The organism is Micromonospora sp. NPDC050417 (assembly GCF_044458865.1).
Taxonomy (GTDB): Bacteria; Actinomycetota; Actinomycetes; order Mycobacteriales; family Micromonosporaceae; genus Micromonospora_G.
Genome location: NZ_JBITIH010000039.1, coordinates 12,549 through 27,616 on the forward strand (window position 1 = coordinate 12,549; position 15,068 = coordinate 27,616).

At 68.8% G+C, this 15,068-nt stretch carries 1 protein-coding gene (only partly in view); it reads right to left on the minus strand.

Annotated elements, in window-relative coordinates; translation table 11 throughout:
* A protein-coding gene (locus ACIBF5_RS31200; protein ID WP_396816473.1) for a toxin glutamine deamidase domain-containing protein crosses the window boundary here: on the minus strand, nucleotides 1–15,068 show its 3' portion. It continues 12,304 nt past the right edge of the window; the window shows 15,068 of its 27,372 coding nt (coding positions 12,305–27,372); the start codon falls outside the window, past its right edge; it ends in the stop codon at nucleotides 1–3.

Genomic DNA, 15,068 nt, shown 5'->3' on the forward strand with positions numbered 1-15,068 from the left:
TCAGTCGCCCTCATCGCGGGGATCGGTGGATACAGCGCCCGTGCGAGCCGATTCACGAGGGTCACGCACCTGGCCACCTTCCACCGGCCCCGACGAATCAACCACCCGCGACCGCGGCTGCGACCTTGACCGCGACGGCCCCGGGCCGGTGTTGGCGACCGTGCGATGGGGATACGGCAAAGGCTGCAAACGGCCGCGCAACCGCGCCTCCTGTTCCACCCGAGCGTCGCGCCCGGAACCACCCGACGCGCCCTCCCCCGGCTCGACCGTCACCGGGACCGAACCGCTCGGGTACGCGCGACCCGACCGGCCCCTCCCCGACCCCTGACCGCTGAACCGCCCTGCCTCGGTGGCAACCCCGCCGGCATCGCCGGTCAGCGCGGCCGGGTCGACCACCTCCGGCGACAACCCACCCGCGGCGAACTCCGCCAACCGGGAAACAGCACCCTCCACCGGCCGGCCCGACGAATCAACCACCCGCGACCGCGGCTGCGACCTTGACCGCGACGGCCCCGGGCCGGCGTTGCCAACCGCGCGATGGGGATACGGCAAATGCTGCAGACCGGCTCGCAGCCGTGCCTGTGCCACGCTTCCGACCCGCCCCAAATCGGCGTGGTCGGTCTCCGCCGCTTCGTCCGGCGACTCGGTGTAGGACGGCGGCGGGAACAGCCCCGCGTAGGTGGGCGGCCCGCTGTCGGGGCCACGGGACTGCCCATCTCTGAACCGCAGCAGCAGGCGTCCGTCTTCGTCGCGGGTGAACCCGCGCGTGGCGGCGAAGAGCGCCGACAGGTCAACCAACGGGTACGACATGGACCGGCCGTCCACGTCCGACACGATATCCCGCACGTACTGGCCCGGCACACCGATCAGCTGCTGACCACCGTGGGCGTCCGGCGTCAACACGGCCAGTTTCCAGCCGCCGAACCAGCCGCGCAGCCCGTCCCCCGTGGCCGGTACCGACCTGGGCAGCGGCAACCAGCGCAGCTCGTCGGTCGGCGGTGGTACCGCCTCGTCGAAGGCACGGCGTGCTGCGGCGATCACCCTCGCCGACGGCGCCCCGCGGTCCTGGTCGGCGAGCGCGACAACCGCCTGGGCACCGGTGACGGCCGTGCCGCCGGGCCGGCTGCGTTCTAGCACCTCGGTGAGCAGGTCTACCAGGCGCAGCCGTCTGAGTCTGGACGGTCCGGGTCCCCGCCTCGTCGACCAGAACGGCTCGCCGTTCTGCTCCGCCTGCCAGTAGGAATCAACCTCCCGCGCCTCGACCCTCCGAGGCTCGTGTCCCTGTGTCACCACAACGGCGTACTGCTGCAACTCGCGGTGGAAGGACGTCCCGCCCCAGGGGGCGTGACCCGGCAGGTCTGGCACCACCACGATTGGCCGCCCCTGTCCGGGCCCGCGCGGGGGCAACAACTCGTCCGCGTACTGCTCGGCGGTCAACCATCGGTTGCCGAACGGCGACCGCAGGACCGCGCCGGGCGCGTGCCGACCCACCCGCCCGAGATTCAGGCGGCCCAGTTCGACCAGTACCCGGTCGACCGAGTCTGGCGGAATGCTGTCGATCAGTGTCGTCCGCAGTTCGTCCGGCAGTTCCACGGCCACGAGCCGATCCCCGGCGTAGCTGGTGACCCAGATATTCATGGCCCACCAACTCGGCTCCTGCCTGCCGTTCACCTCTTGCGGGATGTCCCGGACGAGGGGTGGCATGACCAGGACATCCTGCTCCGGCTCCACGCCGGAACGGGGTAGCCGGAGCACGCCGCCGGGCAGCAGCTCGGACACCTGCACCTCGACGGTGGCCTGGTCCTCCGCCGGAACCTCCCGCAACACGGCCATGCGTAGCCAGTTCCGGATGACGACGATCCGCTCGGCGGCGTTCCTCGCCCGGCCAACCGGCACCCGGATCGTCGACCCGTGGCGACCGGGTGGCCGCGCCGACGGGGAGTGCTCCGAGTATTCCGGCAGGTCGAGGATGCCGTAGGCGACCCGGTCGGCCAGGGTGGCATCGGTGTAGCCGTACGGGCTCTCCTCACCCCGCAGCCGGCGGCGTACCTCACGGTGAAGGTCGACGGGCGGCCGGAGGTTGTGCCGCACCGCCACCAACGCTTCGTCGAGGTTGTTGAAGATCGAGCTGGTGCCCGAGAGCGGCATGGGCACCGACCACCGCAGACTCGGCGTCAGGAAGAAATCCCACATCGACGGTTCGGGCGGCACTGAGACGACCAGCGCGGCGGGAACCGGCTCACCCGTCTGACGCCGTTCGTCGATCACGTCCTGGATCGCACTGCCGAGCGAAACCGACTGAAGGTCGCCGGCACCGTGCAGGCTGAGCACCAGCACCCGGTTGGCCATCCCGTTCCTGCCGAGGTGGTCGAAGATGGCGGCCACCTCCACCCGCCCACTATTGGTGTGGGCAGACGCCAGGGACGGCGACACGTCCTGCGGGTTGAACCGCAACGGCACCGCCCCGAGCACCAGCACGTTCGGCCGCCCGCTGATTCCCCGGACCGCGTTCTCGAGCGTGGTCTCGGACACTCCGCTCTCCGGCGGCGGAGGCACCAGGCGTACCCCGGGGGCAATCTGCCGGGTCGGCGGCACCGGCCACCGAGCCCCCGGCTGATTCGACTGACCCCGCAACTCGGCCTCGGCAACGCCCTCGGCCACACCGGTCAGTGTCGCCGGGTCGACGGCGCGCGAACCCTCCGGCGCGCCGATCTCATCGCTCATCGGAAGGAAGTAAACCTCCCCTGACGCGTCCGGCTCCAGCGCCCATCCGGCCCGCTGACCATCGAGGAAATGCACCTCACCGCCGTCACGCACGACCACGTTGAACGCGTGCGAGGCACCCACCCCGAGGCCCGCGTCCCGTGCCCGGACCAGCACAAACCCCCGCGACCCCGCCGGAGCCGCCGCCATCAACGCCCGAACAGGCTCCCAATCGCTCGCATAGACCCGCGCCTCCTCCCCGGGCAGGTTCAACTGCTGACGCTGACGCGCCACCAGATACGCCTCCGGCAAAGGCCCGGTGGACGGAACCTCCTCCGCCACGAACGTGTCATCCGGATCCAGATTCATGTCCGCGGAGATCGCGATTAGCACGCAGTTCGTGGCGGACCCATCCGAGTTCAACGACCTCAACCACGGATACAGCGCCACCGCCCGCGCCTCATCAGGAGCCGGCGACAACGCCTCCTCGGCATGCTCGCCGACCCGCCCGTCATGCACCGGACCGGTCTGCGCCGGCACCGCGAAACGGTCCCACCGGGGATCGTCGGCCGGGAGCAACCCGGTGGAGGGTCGGCGGCTCATGCCGTACAGGCCCTCCGGATAGGCAACGTGCATCACCTGCCCGTTCGGCAGGTATGCCACCACGGTCATTCCGTACCGGTAGTACGTGTACCCCGCCTGCTGCCCCGGGTCACGCTGGACGATGTCGTCCAGCCCTCGGCCCAGGTTCCGCTCGGGGTCGGGCGTGCCCGACCAGCCAGCCGGGCGGTCGCCCGAGCTGATGGGCGTGGTCGTCCGCTGGCCGTAACCGCGTCCGTCCAGCTCCGCCCGCAGCGGCCCACCGTCCTCATCGAGCAGTTGCGACACCTCGGTGAGGACCACACCGAGCCGCACTCCGGTGCCGGGCAGTTCGTACCGGTGGGCGAGCAGTTGCGCCAGGCGGGGACGCAGGTTTCGCTCACCGGTGAATTGCGCGGGGTCGACCAGGACGTCCCCGAGTGCAAAACCGGTGTCCGAGATCAGGTACTGGTGCAGGAGCCGGGCCAGTCGGGAGGTCGGATCGCTGCCCTGGAGTAGCTGCGGCACATCGGCCGCAGGGTCCGCGGCCTGGCTCGTCCCCTCGGGTCGCGACGCCTGCGTGTTGAGCTCGTTGATCAGGACGGCCCCGAGATTGCGGGCCGCCGGCAGACCCATCGGGACAAAGGTCCGGTCGTCGGAGACCAGCATGTTGAGATTCGGCCCGTCCTGCGGAGCGCCCCACTCCGGCGCGGCGACTGGCGGTGGCGCGTCCACCGGCCACGAGTCGGACCTCGGTACGCGCAGCAGGGACTGCCACCGCTCGCTCGTGTCCCCCACCGGCCTGGTCAGGTGCGCCGGCAGCAACCGACGTACCGACCCGCCCGCGATCTCGTGGACCTCCTGCCAGGCGAAGGGCTGGCGCTGGTCGAGGAAGGTACGCATCGTCTGGTCCGCCCCGAACCAACCCGCCACACCCACGAGCACGGATCGGGCCCCCGCGCCGATGGTCTGCAACGCCTCCGGCATTCGAGCCGAGTAGCCGATCTCGATGACGAAGGTGACCGCGTCGGTTTGTTCGTGCGAGCCCGACGTGCCGTACCGGAAGGTGTTCCGCACGGTGTCGCGGTGACCACGCCCGGGGCTGTCGCCCGGCTCCCGGGCCGGACCAAACCGCCCTTCCCCGACGGACCGCCCCGACGACTCGCTCTCCTCCACCGCGTCGGTCGCCTCGTCGTGGATGGTCAAGCTCGTCTCCGGCCGGCTCAGGTCCGACTCTGGCGCGCCCATGCGCCCGGTGATCCGGACGAAGACGAAGCCGACCCCGCTCAACGCTCCGGGCGCCAGGAACCAGCCGTGCACACCCGACCCGAACAGGTCCGCCGGCGCCCACGACTCAAGTGCGTCCGAGGAGAATGCCCGGGAGATCCCGCGCCACAGTGCGTTCGGCCGGTCGTCACCGGGCGGAATGAGTTTCCGCTTGACGAGCGTGGCGCGGATCTGCTCCCGCAGGCCGTCCACCCGCAACCGTTCGAAGCGGCTCGCCGCCCTGCCGAGCACCGGGTCCACGTCGATCCGCGGGGGTCCCTCAGGCTGGGCCACCGGGTTCGCGTTCGGTAGGTGGAGATCGGCGGCGAGCCGATCCGGCACCAGGAACTCCAGCCCGTGCTCGAGGTCCAGGGTCGCCCGCAGGTCCCGGCTGCCGGAGGCGTTCCACCGGACCAGCCGCACCGTGAATCGGACCCGTCCGGCGCGGTAGGCCCGCACCACACCGCCGTACGTGGCGCCGGTGATACCACTGCTGCCCGACCTGACCGCCTCGGCCGTGGCCCGATCGCTGATCGTGCCCCCCAACATGCCGACGGTGGGAGAGTTCGGCACCGTCGAATCGTCGTTCGGCACGGCGTCGTTGCTCATGGTGCCGGCCGAACGGGTCAGTTCCGTTCTCTGGACCACGTCGAAGTGGGCATCGAGCTGCGAGTACTGCTCGACCACGACGTTCTCGCTGTGCCGCAGGTACTCCGGCGCGGACACCACGGCCGAGATTTCGACCGTCGACTCCCAACCGTCCGCGTCGCCGAGCGACACCGACCAGGAGGAGCCGTGCCTGACCAGAGAGGCAAGGTTGGCGTCGAGTTCGGTTGCGACCCCCAGGTTCCACACCGCCTCGGGCCAGTTCATCGGCTCCGGATACCAGTCCTCGGGGCGGTTGTGGAGCGTCCCGTAGAGGCGCGCCACCAGCGCTGACAGCTCCGGCAGATCCGCGAAACGCGGGATCACCCCGGAGGTGCCGAGTGTGTCGAGGGGAACCCGCGGCGCGCTGAGCGGCGGGAGCGGCGTGTCGGGCAGGTAGATCCGGGTCTGGACCGCTGCCGCCTCCGCGGCGGTGACCGGCTGCTGCGGTACATGCTCATCGGCTACGACGACCTGCTGCCGAACATTCGGCCCGTCGATCAGCCACGTCCGACGATCGCCGCCCTCTGGTCGCACGACGACCTCGTAGATCATCTCGTACGAGTGCTCCCGCACCATCCCGCTGGTCGTCGTACGTTGGTAGCTCCGGGTCACCCGCGACTGCGAGCGTTCGGTGGTCCGTACGAGCGAGACCTCGGTCTGCAGCGCGTTGAGCGCGAGTGGGGTGGCAGCATCACCTCCCCCGAAGGTGAGACCCGCTGCGAGTCCGACACCCGCCGACTGCGTGACGGTGACCCCGGCCCCCGATCCAGCCGCGCGCATCACCTCGTTGCTGACCGTCATCGGGTACGACCGGTTGTCAAGCCACTGCCTCGGATACCCGACGACGAGCACCGAATACCGCTTGCCGCCGACCTCGAAGGCGGCGAAGATGCCGGTCCGGAGCCGCCCCGGGTCGCCTGCGAGCGCGGGCGTCCCGTAGTGGAGGTGGATGCCCCGCTGCACCTCTCCCCATTCGTGGGGGTTCAAGGCGAGGGCGGTGGGGTCGATCTCGGCCCGCAGCACCGCCAGCACCAGCGGCGCGACCCGCGACCCGCCGGGCAGGCCGCTGGTGGTGCCCGGACCATCGCCCCGGCGCGCAGCCAGGATCAACGGCTCGTCGGGCTGCGGCGGCACCGCCGGCCGGTACGGTACGCGGACCTGCGGCGCGTCCGGGCGGCGCGCACCCAACCGCCGGACGACCTGGTCCGCCGTCATCGGTGCCGGCGGCTGCTCCAGAATCGGCGTGATCAGTGGCCGGAACCGGACCGGTACGGCCCCGGCGTCGACCGGTGCGCCGAAGTGGGCCCGTTCGAAGGCGTCCGTATCGGTGGCCGGCACCCTGATTTCGGCCTCAGCGGGTGCGGTCACCGGCTCGAACCGATGGGTGCTCGACGTGATGCTGACCAGCACCGTTGCCGATGCCCGGTAGCGGACCTGTGGTGTCGTCAGGCTAAGCAGCGTGTGGTTCATGCCCTCGATGCTGAGATCCTGCGCCGTCGAGCGTCCCCACTTCTTGTTCACCTGCGGGCCGAAGCCACCCTCGACGACGCCCGAACCCTCCGTGTTCAGACCCAGGGACCCGGTGAGGGCGAAGGCGGAGGAGACGTCCCAACCCGCCGCCCCCCTACGGGCGACTCCCAGATCGTCCTGGACCGTGCCGTCCGGGGCCTCGCCGAGACGTTGCAGTTCCCGCAGGGTGAGCTGGACGGTGACGTAGCCCTGGAACTGTTGTCCCCCCTCAACCGGCACCACCAGCAGGTCCGTACTGTCCGCACCGCTCAGCAGCCAACGGCTACGCTCGCTCGCGGTCCGCTCGTTGAGCCGCTGGCTCCCGACCTGCCGCGCAATCTCCGCAGCGGAAGCGGCCGGAAGGCCCCCCTCCCGCAACCTCCCGATCAGGTGCCGCTCGGCGTGCGCGAGGTTGATCGCGGCCAGTGTCTCGCGGGCCACCGCGGGCCCCGGCCGCGCTCCGTCTGCGGGCCCGATCAGGGGCGCCTGGCGCAGTCGAGGGTCCTCGCCAACCCGCGGCTCAGGGAGGTTGACGATCAGCAGGCCACGCTCGGCCGGCACCGGCACCGGCTTGCCCCACGAGACTCCGTCCACCGAGATCTCGAACGCCACCCCGCTGACGACGCTGACGCCAGTGTCCGCGCGGAGTCGCCGTCCCGAGATGATCGCGTACGACTCGACTGTCGAACGGTGCTCCGTGCTCTGGGCCACCGGGCGCACACCCGGCAGCGGGGAGAGATAGTTGACCGCGAAGGTGGCCGCCGTACCCAGCGCTCCGGCAACGCCGCGCGGCACCGGCTGCCGTCGGCTGGTGGTGCTGGTCGTGGTCAACGTACCGGGAAGGTCGGCCCGGTTCCCGTTGGACGCGTCCTCCGCCATCACCCTGGGCGCGTGCAACCTGGGTCTGATCCACACGACCCGGTTGCCGATCACCCCAATCCAGCCCTCGCGCAGCAGGTCGTCCCACTTCTCGGTGTTCTCCTCGCCGAGTGCCCGGTCGGCGACGGTGTTGGCGTCGATGTCATTCGGCGCGATGGGTTCGGCCGTGGCGTCCGGCTGGGCGTCGACGACCGGCCGTTCGAGCCGGAGCAGCTCGGCGAGCCGGTCCCGGACTCCCTGGCGCAGCGTCGGCTCCTCGGCGTCGGTACGCCCCGGTAGCCCTGCCGGCAGGGAGGGCAGCTCCTCGACAATCTCCTGGGCCAGCACGGCTTCCCCCTCCCAGCCGGCCGACTGGACGGCGAACGCGCCGCTGGCACCGTGCGCGATGTACCACGGTGCCGTCGCCTCGTCGACCGACACGTCCATGGACGGTGGGACGGCGCCTGACTCGTTGGTCGAAGCCTCATCCACCGATGGCTGGGCCGGGGCGTCCGACATCGCCACGGAGACGGGTCGCAGGACACTGTCCTCCCCGTCACTCGATCCCCTGAAGGTCGAGCGCCGGGTGTGCTCGACCCTCTCGGCGAGATACCGCACATCAACCTCGGGTTGCATGGGTGGTCTGGACCCGAAGCCTTCGGACGGCAGGTCCACCCGGAACCTCGGTAGCAGTCGCGAACCCCGCCCGGCTTCGGGTGTGGATGCCGACCCGGGCGCGGGTTCGGGCGTGCCGGATTCGAATTCCGCAGCCATCCGGCGATGCCGGGTGCTCCGGTCACGGGTCTCCGAGCCGTCGGCTTCGGACGGCGACTCCGCTGGCGCGGCCGACGGTGTGTCCCCGTCAGAGAGGGCTCCGGCCTCACCTGCCAGCTCCTCCGGGCGGACCCGCGTCGCACCCGCCGGTGTGTGAATCCCCTCGGTCACCGGCAGGAACACCAGGTCCACGACGCTGTCCGGCATCCGGGCCAGCCCACCCCGCTGCCCGTCAACGAAGACAACCCCGTCGTCGCCAGGCTCAACACTGTCGATCCGCAACACGTTGAACGCATGCGACACACCGATCCCACCATCGGCCAGCCGACCCCGGACCAGCAACACACCCCGCGACCCCACCGGAGCCGCCGCCATCACTGCCCGAACCGACTCCACATCCGTGAGGAACACCGGAGAATCGACGTCATCCGCCAACCCCAACCGCTGCCGCTGATACGCCACCAGATCCGACTCCGGCATCAGACCCAACGCCGGCACCTGCCACACCGACTCCTCACCCGGAACCGCGGTCACATCCGTCGCGATCGCGGTCATCACACAGTTCGTGTCAGACCCCTCCGGATTCACCAGCCCCAACCACGGCAACACCCGCAGCAGCGCCGTGTCATCAACAAACCGCGACGGAACAACCCCACCAGACCCACCAGCCGAACCCGCACCGGCCCAACCACGACCAGACCCACCAGCGGACCGCCCCGACAGATGCGCACCACCCGGATAGTTCGTCGCGAGGGCGAAGGCGGTCGTCATTGCGCTGGCGGAGCGGGGTGGGGGATGGAGCAGGGAGTCGATCCGCCCGAGGATGACCTGGATGTCCTGCTCGAATCGCACCGCAGAGCGACTCTGGACCCCCGGGCCCGTCCTAAAGGAATGCAGTTGCCCCGCAACATCTCGGAGATGTTGCCCAACCCCATGTAGTGGTCCCGGCCAGGACGGATGGCTTGGGCCGACAGAGATGGCACCCAGATGCCGAGCAATCTCCTCGATCTGGTGATCGGTGACCGGCCGTAGGTCGCCCGATGACGGAGTCCACCTTGCCAACGCACGAAGGATTGAGCTGGTCTCGTACGCCAGACGCACCTCTGGCGATTGACTGCCCTGCTCCCTACGCTCGCCGTCGGCACGCAGCCGCCTAAGCAGGTAGACGATCCTGTCATGATCGCGGTCCGCGTCCTCCAACGAAACCTGCACTCGGCCCAATTGCCGGATCTCGTAGACAGCGGATGTTTTCATGCGCCCATTGTTGTCAACAAGCCGATCGAACGCGTCCGGATCGTCCGACCCACTATTCAGACCAAGGGCCTCATATTGACTGATACGGAACTGGGGCCGCTCCACCAGGGCATTGTCCAGATAATGAACAATCATGTATTCATCATCAACAAAAGCCTTCATTCGCAACTGGAGAAAATCGACCCGGTCGAGGCCTTCGAGCCAGTCCCCCTCTTCGGCAAGCTCGCGCTCAGTCAATATGTACCCACGGAAGCGTTCGCGCCACATTGTTCTGATTGCCACGGCGTCAGCACCAAGAAACGAACGCACCGGCCCCGGCATATTCTCACGGACCACCTGCAACCGGTTTCGCAGGCCGACCGCAAGCAAGTTCTTTGGCAGCATACCTATGTCGAGGCTCACGTTCTCTGCCGCCGCAGAGACGTGCGTGTAGGCATGGATCATGAAGTCCCAGAGTTCAACGACCTCCGGAATGTGCCGGTAGGCGTCAGCCCGAACTGGAGCGACGCCAAGGTAGCGGGCGACAACTTCTCGACCGAATTCCAGAGCATCACGGAGAACTTGACGCGTCCGAGGCACCTCGTCAAGCCCGCTCCCTGATACCAACCATTCCACGAATCCGAGCCCGTCACCAAGTGGTATGTCAAGGTTCCACTGGACATACACGGTGCCGTCTACAAACGGCAGGGATATCCGTGAGCCGTGACCCTCTCTCGTAATCTCCCACCCAGCTTCGGGCGGATAGATCGATTCAAGCGGAACACCGCCCTGGCTATCAGCATGCCAGCGAGGCACCCGCATCAACCGACGACGCACCGCACGAAGCTCCTCGGAAACCCGGCCGTAGGAGGACAGCCCCTCGTCCGCACCGTCACGGTAGGCCCTCGTCGGATGAATCCGTTTCTCGACGATCATGAATGGTCGCCACTTACCTCCAGCCCGCACGTGGGCACGTGCCGCTCTCGGATCCGAATAGAGGGACCCGTCGCTCCCCTGGAAGTAATACCGCCTATCTACGGTCACCTCCATTTCGTAATGCCGATCGACGCCATGAGCAGCGCGCCTTCTCGCCAGAATCGGACTGCTGCTGGAATCCACCCAAGAAGGCAGTTCCACCACCACTGATTCCTCATCCTCGCGGGCGATGCCTGCGGCGTCACCGGTCAACGTGGCCGGATCAACCTCGTCGGCCACCTCTGGCGCGCCGATCTCATCGCTCAGAGGAAGGAACACAAGCTCCCCGAACGCATCCGGCGACTGGGCCCACCCACCCTGCTGGGCGTCGAGGAAGTGCACCTCACCCCCGTCACGCACCACCACGTTGAACGCGTGCGAGGCGCCCACCCCGGGACCCGCACCCCGGTCACGGATCAACACCACCGCCCGTGACCCCACCGGAGCCGCCGCCATCACCGCCCGAACAGACTCCAGATCAGTCCGGTAAATCCGCGCCTGGTCGCCCGACAAATTCAACCGCTGACGCTGATACGCCACCAGGTCCGACTCCGGCAAGGCTCCGGTGGCCGGAACCTGCTCCACCGTGAACGTCTCATCCGGATCCAGATTCGTATCCATGGCGATCGCGAGGAGTACACAGTTCGTAGCAGACCTGTCCGAATTCAACGATCCCAGCTGCGGATACAATTCCACCGCCCGCGCATCATCAGCGCCCGACGACGACCGATCCGCAGCGAGCCCCGCCAACGAAGGAAAGGCGTTCTCGACAGGGGCACCCGAACGGTCGAACACCCGAACCCGCGCCGACGCCGGAGACTCCGACGGAAGCACACCGGACCGCCGCGCCTGCATGGGATCCGCTGGAACCCGCCGCAACCGCGCATTCGGCGACGCCTGGCCCGGGTCGACCCAAACAATGTGTCCATCCGAGGCGTAGTAGACCACGAACGGGCTCACCCGACCGTCCGGGCGCCTGAACAAGACGGAAGCGGAACTTCCCACCCCCGCCGCCCGCACCGCAGCCGTCACCGCCGCCCACGACGGTGTTCGCTGCCCGCCCTGCGGGCTGACAAACTCCCGGCCGCTGCCCCTTGCGCTGGCCGCGTCCGCCGCCTGCGCCGCCATCGGATAGAACCGCGAAACCAGAGCACTGAGTACGGCCAACGGTTCCCGGCGCACCCCCAACTCCCGCAACACCTCATCCGTCACACCAGACAGATCCGCCGAGGAGAGCGGGACCGCTGCGGCAACGAAGCTGTCGGACTGATCGAGCGGTGAGAAATTGGCGTCGGACTGATCGCGTAGCGCGGAGTCGGTCGCGAGTTTCGCCGGGCCGTCGACAGCGAGTTGGCTTCGCCGAGGGTCGTCGGCCGGTACCAGTTCGTCGAACGAGCGGATGCTCATGCCGTACAAGCCGGTTGGATGATCGAAGTTCACCACCCGCCCGTCCGGCAGGTAAGCCACCAGCGTCAGACCGTAGCGGTAATACGTGTAGGCCGATTTGCTTTCCACGTTACGTTCGAGGGTCTCGGCGAGCTCGCCGGAAGACTCCCGCTCACGCTGTACGCCGGCACTCAGATCAAGCCGGTCGCCCATGTGCTTGATCGTCTCGGGATGACCACCTCCCTCGGCACCGAGCTTCATCTCCCAGCCCGACGAACGGCTGGACGAGGCGGTCGCCGTGCTTTCCCGCTGGCTGTACCGGCGCCCCTTCAACTCGCTGGTGAGCGGCTTTCCGTCCTCGTCGAGCAGTTGCGAGACGTCGGTGAGGCGAACGCCGAGCGCGACTCCGGTTCCGGGCACCTGGTAGCGGTGGGCGAGCAGGTGCAGCAGGCGGGGTCGCAGGTTCGTCTCCGCGGTCAACTGCGCGGGGTCGACGAGAACGTCCCCTAACTCGAAATCGGCGCCGCCCGACAGCAGGTACCGCCCCAGCCACCCCGTCAGCCTGGATCCCAGGCCGGTCCTTGATGTCGGCTGCAGGACTTCGTCGAGCTCCCTGTCGCGAAGATCGTGGTCCGAGCGTGGAAGACCGTGGTCCCCGTCCGGAGAATCGTCCGGGCGCGTCGACGGCGCCTGTACCAGCCGGGAGAGCACGTCCAACACGTTGAGCGTGCCCTCCCCTGACGCCAGGGCCAGCGGCAGCACGCGTTCGATCTGGTGCGCCGCCGGCAGGCTCACCGGGACGAAGTACGGGTCGTCGGAGACCAGCGTGTTGAGGTCCGCCTCCAGGAGAGGCGGGCCCCAGCGGAATGCGACGGAAGACTCCGAGGCCACCGGCGACGGCGGGTGCGGCGGTACCCGCAGCAGACTCTGCCACCGCTCGTTCGTGTCACCGACCGGCTTGGTCAGTTGCGCCGGCAGGAGCCGGCGGGCGGTGCCGTCGTCGACCGGGTTCGTCTCGCTCCAGACGAACGGCTGGTGCCGGTCAAGGAAGCCGCGCATCTGCGGCCGGGCCCCGAACAGACCCGCGACGCTCAACAGTGCCGAGCGGGCACCCACACCAATGGCGTGCAGTGCCTGCGGCATCCGGGTCGAGTAGTGCATCTCCACCACGAGCTGCACGGTGTTGTTCAGTTCGTGCGACCTGGACGTGCCGTACCGGAAAATGTCCTTCAGACTGCGTTGTTGACCGCTCGTGACGTCCCGGCCCCACTCCCGGCCGACGCGGATCGCACCCCCGCCACCGTTGCGCTCGGCATCCACCGAACGCCCCCGGACCACCATCGCGCCGCCGGCCGACCAGCCCGAGGTCTCGCTCTCCTGCTCGGCGTCGAACGCCTCGGCGCGGATGGTGAGCTTCGCGTCGGGCCGGCTCAGATCGGACTGTAGGTCAGCGAGGCGCCCGGTAACCCGTACGAAGAGGTAGCCGGTCCTGCGCAGCGGCCCGGGAACGATGAACCACGAAGTCACCCCCCGCCCGAACAGGTCGAACGCCTGCAACTCCAGCGCCTCGGAGGAGAAGGTGTTGGCAAGCGCCTGGTTCAGCAGGTTCGGCCGGGCCTGCCTCTTCGGGATGATCCCCCGGTCGGCGAGCTTCTCGGTGATGAAACTCAGTGGACTGGTGGCCGTCAACCGCTCCAGGTGGCTTCCGGCCCGGCCAAGCTCCGGGTCGACCTCGACCCGGACCGGCGATGCCGGCACGGTCACCGGCGTCGCCTCCGGCAGGCGGAGGTCGGCGGCGATCCGGTCCGGTACCTCGAACTCCAGTCCGTTGTGCAGATCCAGGGTCGCCGACAGTTCCCGAGTGGTGGAGCCCCGCCACCGGACCAGCCGCACCTCGAACCGGACCTGCCCAGCCCGGTAGCTGCGGACGAGTTTCTGGTACGTGGCGCGCGTAATGTCGATGCTGCCGAACTCCCTGGCCCGGGACCTCGTCCGGTGTACGGAGATGCCGCCGGACTGGCCAGCACCCACGAGGCTCAGCGCGCCGAACTCGTCGTCCGTGTGTCGGCCGTCGTCGTCGACGAGGCTGGCGTAGGCGACGGCGCCGACGCCGACCGAGCCCGACAGCTCCGATTCCTCGGTCACGCCGAAGTGCGCTGCCGCCTGTGAGTACTGCTCGACCTCGACACTCTCGCTGGCCTGCAGATGCTCCGGCTCGTACACCTTGGCCGAGATCTCGACCGCCGAGGTCCAGCCGTTCGTGTGGCCGAGCGACACGGTCCAGGCGGTGTCGCGCCCGACCAGGGCCGCGAAGTGGGCGCCGAGTTCAGTGGGTACGGCAAGGTCCCACAACGCCTCGGGCCAGTTCATCGGCTCCGCCCACCAGGTGTCGGGCAGACGGTGCAGCCTGCCGTAGAGGCGCGCGGCCAGCGCCGACAGCTCCGGGACTTCCGGGAAGCGCGCGTACACCCCGGAAACGCCGAGCTGGTTGAACGGAACCTCCCGCGCCGGAGACGGCGGGGGCGCAACCGACAGGTATGTCTCGACCCGAACCGAGTCCACCAGATCGGCGGAGAGCGGCTTCGGCGGCGCGTGCTCCGCCGGCACGACAAGCTGTTGCTGAAGGTTCGGACCGTCGAGCAGCCACGTCGACCGTCGGCCGGCCCGTCGTACCACGACCTCATAGACCAGCTCGTGCGTGTGCTCCTCCACATCGCCGACGGTTTCCGTACGCCGGTAGCTCTTCAACGCCCGTGCCTGCGACCGCTCGGTACTCAGCCCGAGCGACACTTCGGTGTACGCGCTGCTCTGTACCCGGGCACCGGGCAGGTTGACGGTGACGCTCGCCGCGACACCGGTGGTGGCCTGCCGCTCGTTGGTGATCCCGCTCCCGGCCTCCGACGCGGCCAGGGCGCGGTTGTTCACCACCATCCGGTACGTCCGTTTGCCCACCCCCTCCCGTGGGTGTCCGACGACGAGCACCTCGTACCGGGTGCCACCAATGCGGAAACTGGTGAAGATTCCGGTCCGGAGCCGGCCCGGGTCGCCTTCGAGTGCCGGCAAGCCGTAACGGTTACGGATGCGGCGCTGCACCTGTCCCCAGACCTTGCTGCCGGGGACCATGGAGGTGCCCGCCT